Source organism: Nisaea acidiphila (assembly GCF_024662015.1).
Lineage (GTDB): Bacteria > Pseudomonadota > Alphaproteobacteria > Thalassobaculales > Thalassobaculaceae > Nisaea > Nisaea acidiphila.
The window spans coordinates 690448-709886 of the sequence record NZ_CP102480.1; the positions used below are offsets into that span (position 1 = coordinate 690448).

The window sequence follows — 19439 nt, forward strand, 5'->3', positions numbered from 1 at the left end:
ACGCCTGATTTACACGCCAATGGCGATTGATCTCGATCAGATCAGGAGGCTGGGTTCGCGGCGCTTGCGGTCTCCGTCGGGACCGGCTGGGCAAGCTCGGACATTACCCATTCATCAAATGCGGAGATCAGAGGATCGGACGCTTTATCTCGCGGATAGACCAGGAAGTACCCCGCATCCTCATCAATCCTGACGTCGGAAAGAGGCACCAGCATTCCATTTTTGAGCTCATCAAGGGCAAGCGCGGGCCGAGCAAGCACGGCGGCTTGGCCCGCGACCGCGACATTCAGGATGGTTGCCGCGTCATAGTAGACGGCCCCGCGCCGGAAGCGCGTCCCCCCGGCACCGGCCGCGTCGAACCAGGTGCGCCAGAAGATGGTCGTGTCCTCGTGATGCAGCGGCAATTGCGCGATCCGCTCGGGCGATAGCGGCAGATCAGAAAGCGATATCCCCTCACGCTCAAGCAGGATCGGACTGGCAAGCGGTTGCGCATATCCCGGCATGAGCAGCTTCGTGACCGTGCCCGGCCAATCGCCCCGGCCGAACCGGAACGCGACATCTACGCCGTCCGTGGTGAAATTCGAGAGCGTGACCGAGTGATGCAGATGCACCTCCACATCCGGCTCAAGTGCCGTGAACCCGGCCAGCCGCGGCACCAGAAGCTTGTAGGCAACGGACGGGGCGGAGGAGACGGTCAGCACGTGCTGGCTTGCGTCGTCGCAGATCTCCTCAACGGCATCGGAAATAGTGTCGAGCGCGGCGGAGACCGGCGCCAACAGCCTCCTGCCCGCGTCGGACGGCCGGATACTTCGTCCCGCCCTCTCGAAAAGAGCGAGCCCGAACCACTCTTCGAGCGCCCTGATCTGGTGACTGACCGCCGCATGGGTGACGTTGAGCTCGTCCGCCGCTTTCGAAACACCGCCAAGCCGAGCCGCGGCCTCGAAGGCGCGTAAAGCTGTCAGAGGGGGAAGATTTCTCGCCATAATATGTAAATATATCTAACATAAAAGGTGAGAATCAATCATTTGTTCTTTTCGCCTCGTGGTCCGATATTCCTAACCAACAACGAGAGTTGGACACCCTGTCAAACGTGAGGATAAATCATGCAAAACGCACTTTACCTGTTTCTGAACGGGGCCGGCGGCCTGACCCATGATGTGACCGTCTGGAAGGAATTCGCCCGCCACCAGACCCGCGCGCCGCACCATGCCGAACCCGTCGACAACGCGCCCGGCAAATTCGCCGGCCTCGGCGATGCCGCCGAACAGCTCCGGCGCCTGTCCCGCAACGCGAAGCTGACCGCTCAGGAGGCTAAGCTGCTCTGCAACGCGCTGACGATCGTCGAAACGGAAGCGGGTGCGCGCCGCCAGCCTGCATGACCGGAAAGACAGTCTTCAAAATCGAAAAACGGGCCGTGCCTCTCGCACCGCCCGTTTTTTCATCTCCGCTTCCGGGCATTCAGCGCTTCAGAGTGCGCAGCTCGCAGAAGGGGGAATGCTTCGAGACGATGGTCTCGGACGTGCGCGACAGGATATCCGCCTGTGCCACCGTGTAGCCCTGGACCTCGACCAGCTTCACGATCTCCAGCAGATAATCCAGATCCGCCTCAACGCGCGAAAGACGCCCCGCCGCACGGGTCAGGGCCGTACCCGCCTCGCTCAGCCTGTAGCAGGGGAGAGTCAGATCCGCCCCCGGGTCGTCATGGCTGATCCTAACGACCTTGTCGGCATAAAGCAGATTGGTGGAGAAACAATCCTGCTTTTGCGAAGAGAAGACCTTGCTGAGATCGCGGTTCGTCCGGAGCAGCCCGTATTCCTCGAGAAGCAGGATGCAGTCTCCCGTCAGTTCCCGCTCGCCGAAAAACTCGTCGGAAAGCCGGACGAGGAAATTATTGATCCGGAATTTCGCGAGGATCGCCACCCAACGGATCATGCTGCGGTTCAACATACTCATCACCCGGAAGGTTACGGGCGGTACGCTGCCGCTTTCTTCCGCCTCAAGCACGAGAAGCGCCGCCCACATTTCCTGGCCGGCCCTGTCGCCGCAATCGGCCGCCGCTTCGATGAAGCGGACGCTCCAGTCCGGGTCCACATGCCCGTCCGGCTCGGCATTGTCCTTCAGCATAGTCATGGCGAGCGAGAAGATCGCCTCGATATTCTTCTGCCGCCGCAGGTCCCGTTCATTGACGCGTGCCGCCGCCCGCTCCGCAAGTCCGTCCTCGTCACGGTCCACGCCGCCCCGCACCGCATCGAGCCAGAGTCGACCGCTCGCACCGAGGCCGTAGGCAAGCATTTCGCTGAATCGCAGGCATGCGGGATCGAAAGTCTGGGCATCCGGTTTTTTCGTCCGGCTTGCCGTCCGACGCGTGGCCGGCGTCTTGCGATCTGCTTCAGTCATACGCGGCGCCTTCCGTTGGAGCGCGAAGCCTAGCACGGTTTCCGCGCTGCAATTAAATATTCCTGATTTCCGTCAGACCCGGAAATCAGAGCATCGGCAGTTCCGACGACGGTCCACTCTGCCTCTTGTTCCAGCCAGCCCACGATCCCGTCCAGCGCCTCGCGCCGGACCGCTTCGTCACGCACGATCCCCCCCTTACCGACACGCCCCGGCCCCACTTCGAATTGCGGCTTGACCAGAGCAACCAGTGTCGCGCCCTCGCTGGCACAGGCAAGCGCCGCCGGCAATGCCAGTTTCAGAGAAATGAAACTGACGTCGGAAACGATCAGGCCCACCGGCTCTCCAAGCTGCGCGGGCGTCAGATCCCGGATATTCAGATGCTCGTAGACTGTGACCCGGGGATCCTCCCTCAGACGCCGGACCAACTGGCCGTGACCGACATCGACGGCATGAACCCGCGCGGCACCGCGTGCGAGTAGAACGTCGGTAAAGCCGCCGGTGGAGGCACCGATATCGAGGCAGATCTGGCCGGCGGGATCGATCGAGAACAAGTCAAGGGCCCCAACCAGTTTCAAAGCAGCGCGCGAAGCCCAGCTGTGGGCCGTTTCGGCAAGAGCCAAGACTTGCTCAGGGGCGACCTTCGCCGCCGATTTGGTCACGACCACACCGTCGACGGTAACCTCGCCACTCTCGATCAGATGCCGCGCGCGGCTCCTGCTCTCCGTCAGACCACGGGCGACGAGCGCCAGATCGAGGCGTTCGGAAGGCGTTTCGGAGGGCATGGGCGTCAGGCGCGGGCGGGAGCGGAAGCCTCGTCGACGCCGAACGCGGCCAGGACCGTGCCGACGATCCCCGCGGCATCGAGGCCGGCCTCGTGATACTGCCTGTCAGGCGCGTCGTGGTCGATAAAGCGGTCCGGCAGCACCAGCGGACGCACCTTGAGACCGGAGTCGAGCAGACCTTCCTCGGCGAGCGCGTGCATCACTTGGGTGGCAAAGCCACCGATGCTGCCTTCCTCGACGGTAACGAGCATTTCATGCTCCGCTGCGAGCCGGCGCAGCAGATCCCGGTCGAGCGGCTTGGCGAAGCGGGCATCGGCAACGGTCGCGGAAAGACCGCGCGCCGCCAGGTCGTCCGCCGCCGCCAGACATTCCTGCAAACGGCAGCCGAGGGACAGTAGCGCGACCTTGGAACCCTCGCGGACGACACGCCCCTTGCCGATTTCCAGCACGTCGCCGCGTGCGGGCAACTCGACACCGACACCCTCGCCCCGCGGATAGCGGAAGGCGCTCGGCCGGTCGTCGATCGCCGCAGCAGTAGCGACCATGTGCACGAGTTCCGCCTCGTCAGACGGAGCCATGATGACGAAGTCCGGCAGGCAGCCGAGATAGGCAAGGTCGTAGGCCCCCGCATGTGTCGCCCCGTCGGCACCGACGAGGCCCGCGCGATCGATGGCGAAACGCACCGGCAGCTTCTGGATCGCGACGTCGTGGACGACCTGGTCGTAGCCGCGCTGCAGGAAGGTCGAGTAGATCGCGGTGAAGGGCTTCATCCCCTCGCAGGCCATGCCGGCGGCGAAGGTCACGGCATGCTGCTCGGCGATGCCGACGTCAAAGCTGCGCTCCGGGAACGCCTTCGCGAACCTGTCAAGACCGGTGCCGGACGGCATCGCTGCGGTGACCGCGACAATGCTCCTGTCCTCCTCCGCCTCGCGGATCAGCGCGCCGGCGAAAACCGAGGTATAGCTCGGCGCGTTGGAAACCGGCTTTTTCACCTCGCCGGTGACGACATCGAATTTCGGCACCGCGTGGTATTTGTCCGCCGCCGGCTGGCCGAAGGGATGGCCCCTGCCCTTCTCGGTCACGACGTGGAGCAGCACCGGGCGGTCCCGATCCATGTCGCGCACATTGCGCAGGACCGGCAGGAGGTGGTCGAGATTGTGCCCGTCAACGGGGCCGACATAATAGAACCCAAGCTCCTCGAAGAGGGTCCCGCCTGTCACCATACCGCGCGCGAACTCCTCCGCCCGGCGCGCGGTCTCCTCCACCGGCTTCGGCAGGTTCTGCGCGATCTGCTTGGCGAAATCCCGGAAGCTCCGGAACGGCTTGGAAGAGATCAGCTGCGAGAGATGGGCGCTGAGCGCACCGACCGGCGGCGCGATCGACATGTCGTTGTCGTTCAGGATGACGATCATGCGATTGCGCAATGCACCAGCATTGTTCATCGCCTCGTAGGCCATGCCGGCGCTCATCGCGCCGTCGCCGATCACCGCGACGACGTTGAAGTCCTCGCCTTTGAGATCGCGCGCGACCGCCATGCCGAGGCCGGCGGAGATCGAGGTCGAGCTGTGCGCCGCGCCGAACGGGTCGTACTCGCTCTCCGACCGCCGGGTGAAGCCGGAGAGGCCGCCGCCCTGGCGCAGGGTGCGGATGCGATCACGGCGACCGGTCAGGATCTTGTGCGGATAAGCCTGATGGCCGACATCCCAGATCACCTTGTCGCGCGGCGTCTCGAAAACGTTGTGGATCGCCACCGTCAGCTCGACGACGCCGAGTCCGGCGCCTAGATGGCCGCCCGTGACGGCGACCGCGTCGATGGTTTCGCGGCGCAGGTCTTCGGCCAGCTGCTTCAGCTGGGCGTCGGAGAAAGATCGCATGTCGGCGGGAACGTCGACACGGTCCAGAAGCGGTGTTCTGCGGTCAGGCATATCCAAATCAGCGCGCTGGCTTAATGGGTGCGATCAACGACATAAGCGGCGACCTGCTTCAGAAGGTCTGCCCGTTCGCCGAATAAATCAAGGGCACGGGCCGCCTGATCGGCCAGCAGCTTCGCCTGGGAACGTGCCCGCTCCGGACCGAGAATGGAGACGAAGGTGGACTTTCCGGCCGCGACGTCCTGTCCCACCGGCTTGCCCGTGGTGTTCGAATCGCCCTCGAAATCCAGCAGATCGTCGGCGATCTGGAAAGCGAGACCGAGCTCCTGCGCGAAGGAATGCAGCGCATGGGTATGACGCTTTGAGCCATGCCCCATGATCGCGCCGGACGTCGCCGCAAACGCGAAGATCTCGCCGGTCTTCATGCGCTGGAGGCGGGTGATCGCTCCGATATCGATCTCCTTCTCCTCCGCCAGCAGATCGATCATCTGGCCGCCGACCATTCCGGTGCCGCCCGCCGCCCGGGCGAGCCCGGCGACGAGCTGCGCCCGGACCCATGCGTCCGAACTCGTCTCCTCCGCCGACAGCACCTCGAAGGCCAGCGCCTGTAGCGCGTCGCCGGCGAGGATGGCGGTCGCCTCGTCGAATTTCTTGTGACAGCTCGGCCGCCCGCGGCGCAGGTCGCTGTCATCCATCGCCGGCAGATCGTCGTGGATCAACGAATAGCAATGCATGAATTCGAGCGCCGCCCCGACGCGGTAGGCGCAACGCGGGTCGACGGCGAACAGCTTGCAGGATTCGACGACGATGAAAGGCCGCAGACGCTTGCCGCCACCGAGACAGGAATAGCGCATGGCCTCGAAAAGGCGCGCCTCGGCATCGTCGGCCTCCGGCAGCAGGAACTCCATCACGCGCTCGACTTCGCGGGCGCAGCTCGCGATCGCGTCTTTAAGCTCGGTCATGTCCGATATCGATCCTGCTCAGTGTCGATGGGAAAAGCGGGTCAGGCCTCGAACGGCTCGGCGGAAACCGCCCCCTCGCCGTCGGGACGCCGGATCTTTTCAACCTTCATGCGCGCTTCGTCCAGCTTCTTCTGACAATGCGCCTTCAGTTCCGCCCCGCGCGCATAGGCGTTGATGGCGTCGTCGAGCGTTCCGTTTCCGGATTCAAGCTTGCCGACGATCTCCTCGAGCTGCGCCAGCGCTTCCTCGAAGCTGAGAGCGCCGATTTCGGCGGATATGTTTTCGCTCACATGCATCTCCTCGGGACCATGCCAGACCATAATTCCCGCCCGGCTGAGAGACAAGTCCGGGCGGGCGAAAGCGCCTGCCTCAGGACGCTTTCATCAGCGTGCGGACATGCGCCGCCGTCGACTGCGCCAGCGCCTCCAGGTCGTAACCGCCCTCAAGCACGGAAACGATCTTGCCGTCACAGACAAGATCGGCAACGCGCATCAGCTCTTCGGTAACCCAGGCGAAATCCTCTTCGGTGAGGCAGAGCGACGCCAGCGGATCGTCGATATGAGCGTCGAACCCGGCCGAAATCATCAGCAGCTCCGGATGGAACTCGATCAGCTTCGGAGAGATGATCTCCGAGATCGCCGCCCGGAACTCCTCGCTACCGGCCATCGGCGGCAGCGGTACATTGACGATATTGCCGACGCCGCGTTCGTTGGCCTTGCCGGTTCCGGGAAAGAGCGGCGTCTGATGGGTCGATGCATAGAAGACACCACCGTCGGCCTCGAAGATCGCCTGGGTGCCGTTGCCGTGATGCACGTCGAAATCGACGATCGCGACCCGCCGCAGGCCGTGCGCGGCGCGGGCATGGTCGGCCCCGACAGCGATCTGGTTGAAAAAGCAGAACCCCATCGGCGTACGCGGCTCGGCATGGTGTCCCGGCGGACGCATGGCGCAAAAAGCGTTCTTCGCCGCGCCGCCGAGCACCGCATCGACAGCGGCGCACACCGCCCCGGACCCGCGCAGGATCGCATCGCCGGTCCCGGGCGTCATCACGGTGTCGCCGTCGAGATGCCGCTCGCCGCTCTCCGGAACCGCGGCAAGGATCGACTCGACATAATCCTGCGGATGGGCGCGCGCGATTTGCTCGACCGTCGCTTTCGGTGCCTCGCGCCGGTCCAGGCTCGAAAACTCATCGGCGGAAAGCGCGTTCAGGATCGACTTCAAGCGCGCCGGATGCTCGGGATGCATCCGCCCCGGGTCATGCCCGAAACAATCCGAATGGGTGTATAAGATCGTCCCCACGCCAGTCCCTCCCCAACATTTTATCTATTGCGGCGCCGCATTCTTCGCCTTCCCCGTTCTTAGCAAGAAGCGCGGACGACCTGCCAGAGTCATCTTGCCGCGCTGCGGCATGGCACCATCTTAGAATTGATTGCAGTCGGGATCGGTGCCCGGCAAAATGGCGTTAATTTTGTTCGTCGCCCCGCTGCTCTCGACGCGCTTACCGCCACGGATCGTTTCACCAAATATTGTCGGAAGGCATGTGCTCAATGTCGGCTGTCCTGATGTCACTGCGCTGCAATATTGTTCCAGCGCTCCTGCTGGCCATGATAGCCGCCGGTTCTCCGGCGAATGCACAGAGCAAGGCCAGCCCCGTCGAGGCGGACGAGGTGCGCGAGGAGCCGCTGACCCAGACCGCGCCGGCGACCGGCCGTTTCGTCGCCATCGAACTCGGTTCCGTCGCAACGCGGGTCTCAGAAAGGGTCGAAGCCGTCACGGTGCGTGCCGGGGACCGGGTCGAGAAAGGCGATATCCTCGCCCGCCTGTCCGATCGCCGGCTCCGGGCCGAACGGAGCCTCAGGGCAGCGGCGCTGAAAAAAGCCGACGCCCAACTTGAGCGCGCGCTCGCCAACAGGGCGAAGGCGGAGCAAGCTCTCGCCCGGACCGAGCAGTTGCGTGGCTCGAACGCATTCCGCAAGAACGCCCTGGAAGATGCCCAACGGGATCTGGAAGCGGCGAGTGCAAGCTTCGCCGAAGGCGAGGCGGAGACCGCGCGCGCCAGGGCCGAGTTGGATCTGGCCGAGATCGCTCTCAGCGACGCGGCGATCCGGGCGCCCTATTCCGGCGTAATTCTCGCGCGGCACGTGGTGGCCGGAGACCATGTCCAGATCGGCGAAGCGATCGTCACCATGATGAATGACGAGGCGCTCGAGATCGAAGCGGACGTCCCCGCAAATCGCCTCGCCGGACTCGCCCAGGGTGTTCTGGTGGAGGCCGAACTGCAAAACGGCCAACGCATCGAAGCAGCCGTCAGGGCCATCATTCCGGAAGAGAACCCCCGCACCCGCACCCGCGCCGTGAGGTTCACGACAGACCTCCCGGACGATGCGGTCCACATTGCGGAGAACCAGGGCGTTACCGTCTTCATTCCGGTCGGAACCGTTCGTCAGGTGATCAGCGTCCACAAGGACGCGCTCCTCCTCGACCGGGCGAAACCACGTGTCTATGTCGTCCGGGACGGCAAGGTCGAACCGCGCACCATCGTGATCGGCGAATCCCTCGGCAACAGGTTTGAGGTGATTGAGGGCCTGGCCGCGGGAGATATGGTTGTCATCAAAGGCAATGAGCGCCTGCGTCCCGGGCAGCCTGTCGCCGTCCAGGTGAAGGGGTGACGTCATGGACGGCCTGATCCGCGCCTCCATCGAGCGTCCCGTCGCCGTCATCGCCGTCGTCCTGATGGTCGTGATGTTCGGCATCGTCGCACTGGTGAATATCCCGATCCAGCTGGCACCGGACGTCAACCGTCCGGTCATCACAATCACAACGAACTGGGGAGGTGCCGCCCCGGCGGAGATCGAGCGGGAGATCATCAACCGGCAGGAAGACGAACTCCGCGGCCTGGAAGGATTGGAGTCCATGATTTCGCGCGCGGAAGACGGGCGCGGCCGGATCGAGCTCGAATTCACGCCCGGCAACGACATGGACAAGGCGCTTCTGCTGGTCGCCAACCGGCTCGACCGGGTCGGCGGCTATCCCGACGAAGCCGATGAGCCGACCTTCCAAACCTCCGGCTCCGAGGACAACGCAATCGCCTGGGCCGTCATCCTCCGGAACGACGGGAACGACACGCCGATCCACACTTTCGGCGATTTCGCGGAAGACTACGTAAAGTCCCGGATCGAGCGCATCCCGGGGATCGGCGAGGCCCGTGTCTATGGCGGGGCCGAGCGCGAGATGCAGGTCATCGTAGACCCACAGCTGCTAGCGCAATATCAGCTCACCATCCCGGACGTGCTGCAGTCTCTGCGCGAGGCCAACGCTTCAATCTCCGCAGGCGCTGTCGAGGAAGGCAAGCGCCGCTATGTCGTTCGCACAGAAGGCGATTTCGAAACGATGGAGGATGTGCACCGCGTCGTGCTCCGCTCCGTCGAGGACCCGATGACAGGGCGCGTCGCCCGGGTCACGGTCGCGGACGTCGCGGACGTCCAGATGGGCTACAAGGAGCCGGTGGCGCGGATCCGGCAGTTCGGCGTACCGGCGCTCGCCGTCCCGATGTACCGGGAGACCGGCGCCAACGTCATCGAAGTCATGGAGGAGGTGCGCGCAACCTTGCAGGAGCTGAATGACGGCGTCCTCGCAAGTCGCAGCCTCCGCATCCTGCAAGTCTACGACGAAACCACCTATATCGATTCCGCGATCGAGCTGGTGCGCCAGAACATCTGGGTCGGCGGCATGCTCGCCGCGCTGGTGCTTTACATTTTCTTGCGCAGCGGCAGCGCAACCCTTGTTGTCAGCCTCGCGATCCCGGTCTCGGTCATAGGCTCCTTCGTCGCCATGGCCGCACTCGGGCGCTCCATCAACGTAATCTCGCTTGCCGGTTTCGCCTTTGCCGTCGGCATGGTGGTAGACGCCGCTATCGTGGTGCTGGAGAACATCTTCCGGCTGCGCCAGAACGGCTTCGACCAACGCGAGGCCTCGTATCTCGGCGCGCAGCAGGTCTGGGGCGCCGTTCTCGTCTCCTCGCTCACCACCGTGATGGTCTTCATCCCGATCCTCGTCATGGAACTCGAAGTCGGCCAGCTTTTCCGGGATATCGCCGTTGCCATATCGGTCGCGGTCTGCCTTTCCCTCCTGGTCTCCGCGACGGTCGTTCCCGCGCTGGCGAGCCGCCTGCTCAAGAAAGACGTGGCGGAGATTTCAGCCTCCCGGCGGATTCCGCTGATCGACGGCTTCGCCAGCTTTTTCGTTGATGTGGCGCTGCGCCAGACCAGAGCCGTGGTGCGGAACCGGATGTTCGCCATTGCGGTCATCGCGGGCATGACCGGTGGGGGTGTGGCTGTGACCTGGGCCATGCTTCCCGAGCTCGACTACCTTCCGGACGGCAACCGGAATCTCGTGATCGGCTTCGTGCAGCCGCCACCGGGCTACAATCTCGACACCATGGCCGGTATCGCCGAAAAACTGGAGAACGCGACCAAGCCGCTCTGGGATTTCGAAGAGACACGGACCAACGCGGAAGACGGCACGCCGATGCTCTCCCGCTTCTTCTTCGTCGCCTTCCGGGCCAACGTGATCGTCGGCGCCGCCGCGGTCGACCCGCTGCAGGCAAAGGGACTGATCCCGGTCCTGCGCCGCTCCCTTTTCTCGGAACCGGGCACTTTCGGGTTCTTCCGGCAGACTTCCCTTTTCGGCCGGGGCATCGGCGGAACCAGCGCAATCGACCTCGACATCTCAGGTGGCGAACTCGAAGAACTGTCCGAGGTGGCGCAAACAACATTCCTGAGGGTCAACCAGGCATTCCCGAGAGAGAGCGGTACACAGATCCGGCCACAGCCGTCTCTCTCTCTCGGCGCACCGGAAGTGCGGGTTCTGCCGGACCGCACCCTGCTCGCCGACAACGGCGTCACCGCCCGTAATCTCGGCGTCACCGTGGATGCTTACAATGACGGGGTCAGGGTCGCGGAGATCACCGTGCAGGGCGACCGAATTGACCTCACCCTGCAGGGACCGGACAAGCATATCCTGGAAACTCAGGGGGTACGCGACCTCCCGGTCGTCACCAGCGAAGGCAAGATCGTCCCGGCGGGTTCGCTCGCCGACGTCATCGTCACGACGGGCCCGACAGAAATCCGCCATGTCGAGCGGTTGCGCACGATTACACTCGTCGTCTCGCCGCCGTCCGGAATGCCCCTTGAAGCTGCGCTCAACAAGATGCGCGACGAGGTCATCGCACCGATGCGGGAGGAAGGACTACCGCCCGGCGTCAACATTCGTATGTCCGGCACCGCCGACAAGCTGGCACAGACCTGGAATGAGATGGTGCTCGATCTCGTTATGGCCCTCGTCATTGTCTATTTGGTCATGGCGGTGCTGTTCGAGAGCTTTTTCTATCCGCTCGTGATCATTTTCTCGGTCCCGCTCGCGACCGCAGGCGGCGTGGTCGGCCTCGCCTCCCTCAATCTCTTCACACGCCAGAATCTCGACATGCTGACGCTGCTCGGGTTTGTCATCCTGATCGGTATCGTGGTGAACAACGCGATCCTGCTGGTGCATCAGACCTTGCATCATATCCGGGAAGACCGGATGGATCCCGGTGCCGCGATCATAGAAGCGACGCGAAACCGGATCAGGCCGATCTTCATGTCCACACTGACAAGTGTCCTGGGAATGCTGCCGCTCGTTATCTTCCCGGGTGCCGGCTCCGAACTTTACCGCGGGCTCGGCTCAGTGGTGATCGGCGGACTCGCGCTCTCCGCGCTCCTGACGCTTGCGATCATCCCGCCATTGCTGTCCCTGACCGTCGGGTTGCTCGAAACCGGTCACCAGCCAGCGTCCAAACCGGAAGCAGCCGCCAAGCCGGCGGGCGAATAGAGGATATGGGGCGGCGACAGCAGCCAACCGGAAATATCGGTTCTCATTAATCAATTATTATGTGCTGGCGCTATAATGTATTCCGGGTTCATTTTGTTGGGATCGCAGTCTTTTTCTTGAATGCTGCCACCTTCTTCGTGCTTCCACCCGGATCACGCGACCGCTATTGTTCCGGATGAAAATCGAAGTAATTAAATTGCGCGGTCAGAATGACTGCAAGGAAATGGGACATGGCTCTCTGAGATGACGCCGCAAGAAATCGCAAATATTCTCGACGAGCATGAAAAGTGGCTCAGTCGTGCGCAAAGCGGTGCGCGGGCCAATCTCGCGCGGGCCAATCTCGCCGGCTTTACGCTTGAGAAAGTCAACCTGAAGTCGGCCAAGATGTCCGGCGCGAACCTCGAGAAAACGATCCTCTCGGGCAGCAATCTCAGCAATACGGATCTGTTCTGCGCCGTGCTCGACGGCGCAGATCTGCGAAATGCCGATCTCCAGAATGCGGATCTGAGGGGCGCGAGCATCCGCAATGTCGCTTTCAAGGGGGCCAATCTCGTTGGTGCGGATTTCCGCGGCGGCACCCTGATGTTCGGCGCCGATGACGAAGACGGCACCCGCGACAGTCCGACCTCGAACCAGCAGGGCGCCGATCTCAGCTATTCGAACATGCCGAATGCAAGCCTCGCGGGAGCGCACCTTGCCGGCGCCAACCTCTCTGGCGTGAACCTGCGCAAATCCGATCTGAGGGGCGCAGATCTGTCAGGCTGCATTCTGGTGGAAGCGGATCTCTCCGGTGCAGACCTGCAGGACGCCAATCTGGCAGGCGCCGTGCTCGACAATACGATTCTCAAGCACGCCAATCTCTCCGGCGCCAACCTGGAAGGCTGCGATCTGGCCGCCGCCGACGTAACCGGGGCGAACATGGTGCGGCATGAGGATTCTCTGCCTTTCGAAGTCCGGGAAGTGCTCAACATGCACTATGTCTGGATCCGGGAGGACGGACGCCTCGGCGACCGGGCCATTCTCAAAGGCGCGGATCTGAGCTTTATTGACCTTTCCGCGGTAAACCTGTCCGGCGCGGACCTTCACGGCGCCGACATCAGCGGCGGCAATCTCTCGAACATCCTGCTCGTCATGTCGGACCTGTCCTCGACGAACCTGAAAGGCACCAACCTGAGCGGAGCGACTCTCGAGGGGATCAATCTGGCCAAGGCAGACATGACGGAAGCCGATCTGTCCAACGCCATCATTGCGCCGGTCGACCTCAAGGACTCCCAGGGCAATGTCACGGGACGAAAGTGGCCGGCCAACCTATCCGGAGCGAAACTGGTTCAGGCCAACCTGAAAGGCGCGGACCTGCACAACGCCAATCTCGCCGGTGCGGACCTGACGGGGGCAAACCTCTCCGGCGCCGACCTGCGCGGAGCGAACCTTACAGACGCGGTGTTTCAGACGGATCAACTCGATGCGGCGAAAACCGACGACGAAAAGGTGGCCACCTGAAATGATCACCGCATTCAACAAGCCGGTATCCGCCTCTGAACCCGTTCAAGATGGAAAAACCCTTGACCCGTCGCCCCTTCACCATGCGAATGCAGACAGCAACATGAAACCCCGTCATGCGATCGCACGGTGCCTATTGGGGATCGCCCCATATTGATGAGTGAAGAGCAAAAAGCAGAGCAGCTTGCGCATTTGAGCGGCGAGATCGAGCGTCTCATCGACCGCGTCGCCACGGATGTGCGCGAACAGCGGGGAGACGGTTACAGGCAGCGAGCCAGCGGTTTTGTAATTTACCTGCTGCACAATTCCGACAAATCGCCCGTGGAAAGCGTCTGCCTGCGGGAAGCTGGCATCGCACCGGACGACATCACGCAGACCAACGGATTTTCGGCGCTCAAAAACTATTGCGAGCGGCTGAGCCTCCACGCCCGCGTGGAGGACACCATCCGGCCGTCCCGCGGAATCGCCAATCCATGTCTCGGAATCATCGTGGATGGATGGCCATGATGACCTATGACTTGCTAGAAGCTTTCTACCAATCACAGCCGTGCCCCTTCGGTCGCGGCACCGCAGACCTGGAAAGTGGCCGGAACCGATGACGCCGGACGATATTCTCAAAGCGATCGAGAGCCATGAGCAATGGCTGAAAAGGAAGCCGGGCGGCGTCCGGGCCGACCTGTCCGGCCTCGACATCACGGGCTTCCAGCTCGCGCGCGTGAATTTGCAGTCCGCACGCCTCTCCGGCACGAATTTCTCGAACACGTTCCTTTCCGGTGCGGACCTCAGCTATGCGGACCTGTTCTGCGCCAATCTCGACAACACGGACCTGACGAACGCCGTGCTGATGCGCGCGGATCTGCGCGGCGCCACCATCCGAGCCTCCAACCTCGGCGGCGCCAATCTTAAAGAGGCCGACATGCGCGGCGGTGCGATCATCAACGATCTCTCCGGCGATCGGCCGACCTTCATCCGCTCGGACATGTCCTCGTCGACGATGGATGAGGCGGACATTAACGACGCCAACCTTTCGGGTACCGACCTAAGCGATGCCAGCATGATCGGGGCCAACCTCGAGAACACCCTGCTGTGCGGCGCCAATCTTTCCGGCGTAAATCTGGAGAGCGCGAACCTGACCGGCGCGGACCTGTCCGGAGCCAATCTCGCGAAGGCGCGGATCGTCGGCGCCAACCTGAAAGGCGCCAACCTGCGCGGCGCCCTGGTGTCGGAAACCAGTTTCGCCAATTCCGATCTCAGCAGCGCAATCCTGGAGCGGGTCAATCTCTCGACCGCCGATCTCTCCGGTGCGCAACTGGTGACCGAAAGCGGGGATCGCAGCCGCTCGCTGCGAGATATCGTGCACGACCACGAACTCTGGATCAAAGAGCAGGGACGCGGCGGCACGCGAGCGCAGCTTTCCGGCGCCACCCTGAAAGATGTCGACCTCAGCGACATCAATCTTTCGGGCGCCGATCTCCGGGACGTCGACCTCACCGGCGCGAAGATGCGCCGGACCCAGCTCGTGATGGCCGATCTCACCGGCGCCAAATTGACTCGGGCCGATCTTAGGGACAGCGATCTCTCCGGCGCCAAGCTGATCGGTGCCGATCTGAACGACGCGCAGTTGAACGGCGCCCTGCTCTATCCAGTGGAACTGAAGGACGCCAACGGAAATCCGACCGGCCGGTTCTGGCCGTCTGATCTGGAAAGCGCGCAGCTCCGCAATGCGGATCTTTCCGGCGCGCGCTTCAAGGAGGCCAATCTCGCCGAAGCGGACTTGAAAGGTGCCCGGACGGTCGGGACCCAGTTCACCGACACGGCGCTCGACCGGGCTCTGACCGATTCCTGACCGATCTCAGGCTGTCTCCATCGCCGACTTGAGAGCGCCGAGGGCGGCCTCGATACCGCTACGATCAATATCGATATGCGTCACGGCCCGCATCCTGCGCGGTCCCATCGCACCGATCCGAACCTTGTGATCCTGCATCAGGCGCGCTGACAGACCGGCCGCGTCGAGCCTGCCGGTCTCGACATCGAAATAGACCATGTTGGTCTCGATCTCGTCGACAGCGACCGAAAGACCGCCGATCGCGGCGATGCCTTCCGCAAGATAACGCGCATTGGCATGGTCTTCCGACAATCTTTGGACATGATGGTCGAGGGCATAGAGACCGGCCGCGGCAAGTATGCCGGCCTGGCGCATGGCCCCACCGAACTGGTGTTTGAAGAGCCATGCGCGATCGATGAATTCGGCGCTTCCGGCCAGCACTCCGCCGACAGGGCATCCCAGGCCCTTCGATAGATCGATCCAGACCGAGTCACAGAGTTGCCCGTAGGCCGAGGCTAGGGTGCCCGAGGCGACGACAGCGTTGAGCAGCCGGGCGCCGTCCATATGGACCTTCAGGTTATGGCTGCGGGCACATTCCGCGACCTCCGCCACGGCCGCCAGCGGCCAGACGGCGCCGCCGCCCAGATTGGCCGTGTTCTCCAGATTTACCAGCGCCTGCCGCTGCCCATGCTTGCCGCCGCGCGTGCGTATCACGGTTTCCAGATCCGCAGCCGAAAAAATGCCCCTTTCCCCCTTGAGCGTGCGGCACATCGCGCCGGCGAGGGCCGCCGGACCGCCCGCTTCGAAATGCAGAGCGTGGGCTGTTTCCTCAAGGATGATCTCCTCGCCCCGGTCAACCCAGACACGATACGCAATCTCGTTGCACATCGTACCTGACGGCAGGAAGACGGCCGCCTCCTTGCCCAGCAGCTCCGCCACCCGGTCGCAGAGCCGGTTGACCGTCGGGTCCTCCATTGCCTGCTCATTGCCGACCTCCGCCTCCGCCATCGCGCGGCGCATGCCGTCCGTCGGACGCGAGACTGTATCGCTGTAGAGATCGACTGCCGGAACCACGATTTCGTTCGCTGTCATTGCTGCTCCCCTCAGGCGTAGGATGACCGGGCTATTGAATGATCGCCCCTACGCGCCAACCTAAAAGCGGCTGGCGAAAGAACAAAGAGGCAGAACTGCACATGGCCGAAACAAATCCGAACAGCGGGCGCGAGATGACGCGGTCGCGCGCCATTCCCTTCTCTCTCGGCCTTTCGGAGAACGACCGGCTTGCAGTTCACATCGTCTACGGCCTCTACGGCGCGGCGATCGTCTTCGGCCTGCCGTCGGTCCTCGGCGTCATCCTTGCCTATCTGAAGAGAGGCGACCTTGAAGGAACGGAACTGTCGGGCCACGTCGCCTGGCAGATACGGACTTTCTGGATTCAGGTCATCACGATCGTGCTCGCTGCCGCCTTCACGGCAACTTTCATCCTGATCCCTCTGGCGTGGCTCGTCGGCGGCGCCGGCTGGCTCTGGTTTGTCTACAGGGTCGTGAAAGGCTGGATCCGCCATTCGAACGATCAGGGTATCAAGGATCCCTACGCACTGTTCTGAGCGTCACCGGTCGCCTTTGCCAACAGAGAGACTTCCTTGGTGCCGCCCTCTGTTTCCTGACGGCCGACCTCCTCGAAGCCGTACTTCAGATGAAACCGCATCGATGTTTCATTCGCGGGGCGGAGATTGACCTCGCAGGTCAACCGGTCGGCCCGCCCCGTTGCGAATTCCGCAAAGTCGTCATACAGCAGCCGCCCGACGCCGCGCCCACGCACGGCCGGGGACACGACAATGCGGTCGATATAAAGGAAAGACGGAAACTTCGACTCGAACCAGCGATAGTTGAGACTGTCATACGGCCGTCCAGGAAGAAACCCGATCAGGAATCCTGCGACCAGCTTGCCGTCGCGGACGAGGCGAAAGTAATCCGCCGTCTCCAGGAACCAGGAAAAGCCGTCGGTATCGATGCTGTTCACATGCGGTACCTCCGCCTCGTTGAGCAGACGCACCGCTCCCATGTCTTCCCTCAAAGCGTCCTCGACCCGCATGGAATGTCCTTTTTTGGATAGTTTCGACAGTCTGGAAATCCCTTCGATATCAGCCCGGAACGGTCGGCGCATTGGCTAATGTCGCATTCGGATAAAATCTTTGACATCCCCATGACCACTTGCCCATGATGACGGCCGATTGAATGAAAAGCAGCATCCTGGCGGCACGCGAACGAAGCTTCCGTGTCTCGTTGGAGAAGTAAAAAGCTGCGTTGAAAGTCGAACGGCGGGAACAATAACAAGCTAACAAAGCCCGCGCAGAAGTTCGATTTCCAGGGAACTGCTTCGGAGGCGATCAGCCGGTAGGAATGTTCATTCACCCTTGAACATCCACCACCGCGTCACGTTTCAACATTCACCGGGCAATGTCCTAAAATCGACACTTTATGCGTCGCTTTTAGATCATTACGATCCAGCCCGGATCAATTCGAAACGCGCGTTTGCACAACAGGGAGACTTGCAATGAACAGGGATTTGAAGGATCGGGCAGGACGCCCGCTCAACCCAGTCGTCAGCGATTGGGCCGTCGAGACCCGCGAAGGGAAAATGGACCGGCGCGAGTTCCTCGCGCTCGCCAGCGCATTCGGCGCGACCGCCGCGACGGCCTACGGCATGCTCGGGATGAGCGCTCCGGCCGCCGCCCAAGGCACGCCCAAGAAAGGCGGCACCCTCAAGGTCTCGATGAGTGTTCGCCGAGTGGTTGACCCGCGTATCTTCGACTGGTCCGAAATGGGCAACGTCGCGCGCCAGTTCTGCGAGAACCTGGTCTCTTATACCTCCAGCTATACGTTCGAGCCGGCCCTTCTCGAAGGCTGGGAAGTCAATTCCGACGCGACGGAATACGTGCTGAAGGTCCGCAAGGGCGTCACCTGGACCAACGGCGACGAGTTCAACGCCGACGACGTCGTCTACAATATCGAGCGCTGGTGCGAGAAGGAAGTCGAAGGCAACTCGATGGCCGGGCGCATGGCGACGCTGATCGATGCAAACACCAACAAGGCGCTGGCCGGTGCGATCACCAAGGTCGACAGCCACACCGTCAAGCTGACGCTGCCGAAGCCGGATATCAGCATCATTCCGGGTATGGCCGATTACCCGGCACTCATCGTGCATCGCGATTTCGACAAGAACGGCGCGGATCTGTCGAAGAACCCGGTCGGCACCGGTGCCTTCGAACTCGATAAGCTGGAAGTCGGCGTCTCCGCGCGATGCGTGCGCCGTACGAACGGTAAGTGGTGGGGCGGTGAAGCCTATCTTGACGCCATCGAGTGGACCGATTACGGCACCGATCCGGCAGCCGAGGTCGCGGCCTTCGAGGCCGGCGACGTCCACACCAACTACCAGACCACGGCGGACTTCGTCGAAATTCTCGACAGTCTCGACCTGAAGAAGTCGGAGGCCGTCACCGCAGCGACAATCGTCGCCCGTATGAACATCGCCAACAAGCCGTATGACGACCAGCGCGTCCGTCAGGCCCTGCAACTCGCGGTCGACAACTCGGTAGTCCTGCAGATCGGCTACGGCAATGCCGGCACCCCGGCGGAAAACCACCATGTCGGCCCGATGCACCCGGAATATGCCAAGCTCCCGGCGATCAAGCGGGATCCGGACGCCGCGAAAAAGCTGCTGGCGGACGCAGGTGCTGCCGATTTCGAGCATGAGCTGATCTCGATCGACGACGACTGGCGCAAGAACACCACCGACGCCATCGCCGCCCAGATCCGCGATGCGGGGATCAAGATCAAGCGGACGATCATCCCCTCGAGCTCGTTCTGGAACAACTGGACGAAGTACCCGTTCTCGACCACGAACTGGAACATGCGCCCGCTCGGCGTCCAGGTCCTGGCGCTGGCCTACCGTTCCGGCGAGGCCTGGAACGAGGCCGGCTGGTCCAACGAGGAGTTCGACAAGAAGCTCGACCAGGCGCTTGCCATCGCCGACGCGGACAAGCGCCGCGAAGTGATGGCCGAACTGGAGAAGCTCCTGCAGGACTCGGGGATCATCATCCAGCCCTACTGGCGCTCGCTCTACAAGCACATGGCCGAAGAGGTGCAGGGCGACAGCATGCATCCGACCTTCGAGATGCACTTCAACAAGGTCTGGCTCGACGCCTGATCGACATCCAGGGCCGTCCCGCGA

At 62.7% G+C, this 19439-nt stretch carries 17 protein-coding genes; 8 read left to right on the plus strand and 9 right to left on the minus strand.

From position 1 onward, the window contains the following. Window positions 1–41: 41 nt before the first annotated feature. Window positions 42–983, minus strand: coding sequence for a LysR substrate-binding domain-containing protein (locus NUH88_RS03325; RefSeq protein ID WP_257769960.1), 942 nt, complete (start codon window positions 981–983; stop codon window positions 42–44). A gap of 120 nt (window positions 984–1103) precedes the next feature. Here NUH88_RS03325 and NUH88_RS03330 point away from each other — a divergent pair, with 120 nt between their 5' ends. Next, window positions 1104–1379, plus strand: coding sequence for a hypothetical protein (locus NUH88_RS03330; protein ID WP_257769961.1), 276 nt, complete (start codon window positions 1104–1106; stop codon window positions 1377–1379). Window positions 1380–1458: 79 nt separating this feature from the next. On the opposite strand, the gene NUH88_RS03335 is transcribed toward NUH88_RS03330, so the two are convergent. The 6 genes from NUH88_RS03335 to NUH88_RS03360 form a co-directional block, all read right to left on the minus strand. Next, window positions 1459–2397 carry a DUF2806 domain-containing protein gene (locus tag NUH88_RS03335; RefSeq protein ID WP_257769962.1) on the minus strand — a complete coding sequence of 313 codons (939 nt, stop codon included), beginning with the start codon at window positions 2395–2397 and terminating at the stop codon, window positions 1459–1461. A gap of 29 nt (window positions 2398–2426) precedes the next feature. Beyond that, the gene (locus NUH88_RS03340; protein WP_257769963.1) at window positions 2427–3179 is read right to left on the minus strand and encodes a TlyA family RNA methyltransferase; all 753 of its coding nucleotides are present in this window, start codon (window positions 3177–3179) and stop codon (window positions 2427–2429) included. Between the two features lie 5 nt (window positions 3180–3184). After that, window positions 3185–5104, minus strand: coding sequence for a 1-deoxy-D-xylulose-5-phosphate synthase (gene dxs / locus NUH88_RS03345; RefSeq protein ID WP_257769964.1), 1920 nt, complete (start codon window positions 5102–5104; stop codon window positions 3185–3187). A gap of 20 nt (window positions 5105–5124) precedes the next feature. Next, window positions 5125–6012 carry a polyprenyl synthetase family protein gene (locus tag NUH88_RS03350; protein WP_257769965.1) on the minus strand — a complete coding sequence of 296 codons (888 nt, stop codon included), beginning with the start codon at window positions 6010–6012 and terminating at the stop codon, window positions 5125–5127. A 41-nt stretch (window positions 6013–6053) separates the two neighbouring features. Further along, the gene (locus NUH88_RS03355; protein WP_372743578.1) at window positions 6054–6308 is read right to left on the minus strand and encodes an exodeoxyribonuclease VII small subunit; all 255 of its coding nucleotides are present in this window, start codon (window positions 6306–6308) and stop codon (window positions 6054–6056) included. A 73-nt stretch (window positions 6309–6381) separates the two neighbouring features. Then, window positions 6382–7311, minus strand: a complete 930-nt coding sequence (locus NUH88_RS03360; protein ID WP_257769967.1) for a histone deacetylase family protein — start codon at window positions 7309–7311, stop codon at window positions 6382–6384. 248 nt (window positions 7312–7559) lie between these two features. Here NUH88_RS03360 and NUH88_RS03365 point away from each other — a divergent pair, with 248 nt between their 5' ends. From NUH88_RS03365 to NUH88_RS03385, 5 genes are all read left to right on the plus strand, one after another. Beyond that, window positions 7560–8681, plus strand: coding sequence for an efflux RND transporter periplasmic adaptor subunit (locus NUH88_RS03365; RefSeq protein ID WP_257769968.1), 1122 nt, complete (start codon window positions 7560–7562; stop codon window positions 8679–8681). A gap of 4 nt (window positions 8682–8685) precedes the next feature. After that, entirely contained in the window at window positions 8686–11880 is a 3195-nt protein-coding gene (locus NUH88_RS03370; protein ID WP_257769969.1) for an efflux RND transporter permease subunit, read from the plus strand. 243 nt (window positions 11881–12123) lie between these two features. Beyond that, window positions 12124–13380 (plus strand): pentapeptide repeat-containing protein, encoded by a 1257-nt coding sequence (locus NUH88_RS03375; RefSeq protein WP_257769970.1) that lies wholly within the window; start codon window positions 12124–12126, stop codon window positions 13378–13380. A 156-nt stretch (window positions 13381–13536) separates the two neighbouring features. After that, window positions 13537–13887 carry a hypothetical protein gene (locus NUH88_RS03380; protein WP_257769971.1) on the plus strand — a complete coding sequence of 117 codons (351 nt, stop codon included), beginning with the start codon at window positions 13537–13539 and terminating at the stop codon, window positions 13885–13887. An 88-nt stretch (window positions 13888–13975) separates the two neighbouring features. Continuing rightward, entirely contained in the window at window positions 13976–15226 is a 1251-nt protein-coding gene (locus NUH88_RS03385) for a pentapeptide repeat-containing protein (RefSeq protein WP_257769972.1), read from the plus strand. 6 nt (window positions 15227–15232) lie between these two features. Here NUH88_RS03385 and NUH88_RS03390 read toward each other — a convergent pair whose 3' ends face one another. After that, window positions 15233–16297 (minus strand): threonine aldolase family protein, encoded by a 1065-nt coding sequence (locus NUH88_RS03390; protein ID WP_257769973.1) that lies wholly within the window; start codon window positions 16295–16297, stop codon window positions 15233–15235. 101 nt (window positions 16298–16398) lie between these two features. Here NUH88_RS03390 and NUH88_RS03395 point away from each other — a divergent pair, with 101 nt between their 5' ends. Next, window positions 16399–16812, plus strand: coding sequence for a DUF4870 family protein (locus NUH88_RS03395; RefSeq protein WP_257769974.1), 414 nt, complete (start codon window positions 16399–16401; stop codon window positions 16810–16812). Here the strand turns inward: NUH88_RS03395 and NUH88_RS03400 are convergent. Next, on the minus strand, window positions 16797–17300 hold the full coding sequence (locus tag NUH88_RS03400) for a GNAT family N-acetyltransferase (RefSeq protein ID WP_257769975.1): 504 nt from the start codon (window positions 17298–17300) through the stop codon (window positions 16797–16799). The genes NUH88_RS03395 and NUH88_RS03400 overlap by 16 nt on opposite strands. A 462-nt stretch (window positions 17301–17762) precedes the next feature. Here NUH88_RS03400 and NUH88_RS03405 point away from each other — a divergent pair, with 462 nt between their 5' ends. After that, window positions 17763–19415: an ABC transporter substrate-binding protein gene (locus NUH88_RS03405; protein ID WP_257769976.1), complete on the plus strand. Its 1653-nt coding sequence runs from the start codon at window positions 17763–17765 to the stop codon at window positions 19413–19415. Window positions 19416–19439 lie beyond the last annotated feature (24 nt).

What these genes read in the sequence shown, in the direction of transcription:
- NUH88_RS03325 (WP_257769960.1), bottom strand. Translation starts at nt 983, where the DNA reads ATGGCGAGAAATCTTCCCCCTCTGACAGCTTTACGCGCCTTCGAGGCC.
- NUH88_RS03330 (WP_257769961.1), top strand. Translation starts at nt 1,104, where the DNA reads ATGCAAAACGCACTTTACCTGTTTCTGAACGGGGCCGGCGGCCTGACC.
- NUH88_RS03335 (WP_257769962.1), bottom strand. Translation starts at nt 2,397, where the DNA reads ATGACTGAAGCAGATCGCAAGACGCCGGCCACGCGTCGGACGGCAAGC.
- NUH88_RS03340 (WP_257769963.1), bottom strand. Translation starts at nt 3,179, where the DNA reads ATGCCCTCCGAAACGCCTTCCGAACGCCTCGATCTGGCGCTCGTCGCC.
- dxs (WP_257769964.1), bottom strand. Translation starts at nt 5,104, where the DNA reads ATGCCTGACCGCAGAACACCGCTTCTGGACCGTGTCGACGTTCCCGCC.
- NUH88_RS03350 (WP_257769965.1), bottom strand. Translation starts at nt 6,012, where the DNA reads ATGACCGAGCTTAAAGACGCGATCGCGAGCTGCGCCCGCGAAGTCGAG.
- NUH88_RS03355 (WP_372743578.1), bottom strand. Translation starts at nt 6,308, where the DNA reads ATGCATGTGAGCGAAAACATATCCGCCGAAATCGGCGCTCTCAGCTTC.
- NUH88_RS03365 (WP_257769968.1), top strand. Translation starts at nt 7,560, where the DNA reads ATGTCGGCTGTCCTGATGTCACTGCGCTGCAATATTGTTCCAGCGCTC.
- NUH88_RS03370 (WP_257769969.1), top strand. Translation starts at nt 8,686, where the DNA reads ATGGACGGCCTGATCCGCGCCTCCATCGAGCGTCCCGTCGCCGTCATC.
- NUH88_RS03375 (WP_257769970.1), top strand. Translation starts at nt 12,124, where the DNA reads ATGACGCCGCAAGAAATCGCAAATATTCTCGACGAGCATGAAAAGTGG.
- NUH88_RS03380 (WP_257769971.1), top strand. Translation starts at nt 13,537, where the DNA reads ATGAGTGAAGAGCAAAAAGCAGAGCAGCTTGCGCATTTGAGCGGCGAG.
- NUH88_RS03385 (WP_257769972.1), top strand. Translation starts at nt 13,976, where the DNA reads ATGACGCCGGACGATATTCTCAAAGCGATCGAGAGCCATGAGCAATGG.
- NUH88_RS03390 (WP_257769973.1), bottom strand. Translation starts at nt 16,297, where the DNA reads ATGACAGCGAACGAAATCGTGGTTCCGGCAGTCGATCTCTACAGCGAT.
- NUH88_RS03395 (WP_257769974.1), top strand. Translation starts at nt 16,399, where the DNA reads ATGGCCGAAACAAATCCGAACAGCGGGCGCGAGATGACGCGGTCGCGC.
- NUH88_RS03400 (WP_257769975.1), bottom strand. Translation starts at nt 17,300, where the DNA reads ATGCGGGTCGAGGACGCTTTGAGGGAAGACATGGGAGCGGTGCGTCTG.
- NUH88_RS03405 (WP_257769976.1), top strand. Translation starts at nt 17,763, where the DNA reads ATGAACAGGGATTTGAAGGATCGGGCAGGACGCCCGCTCAACCCAGTC.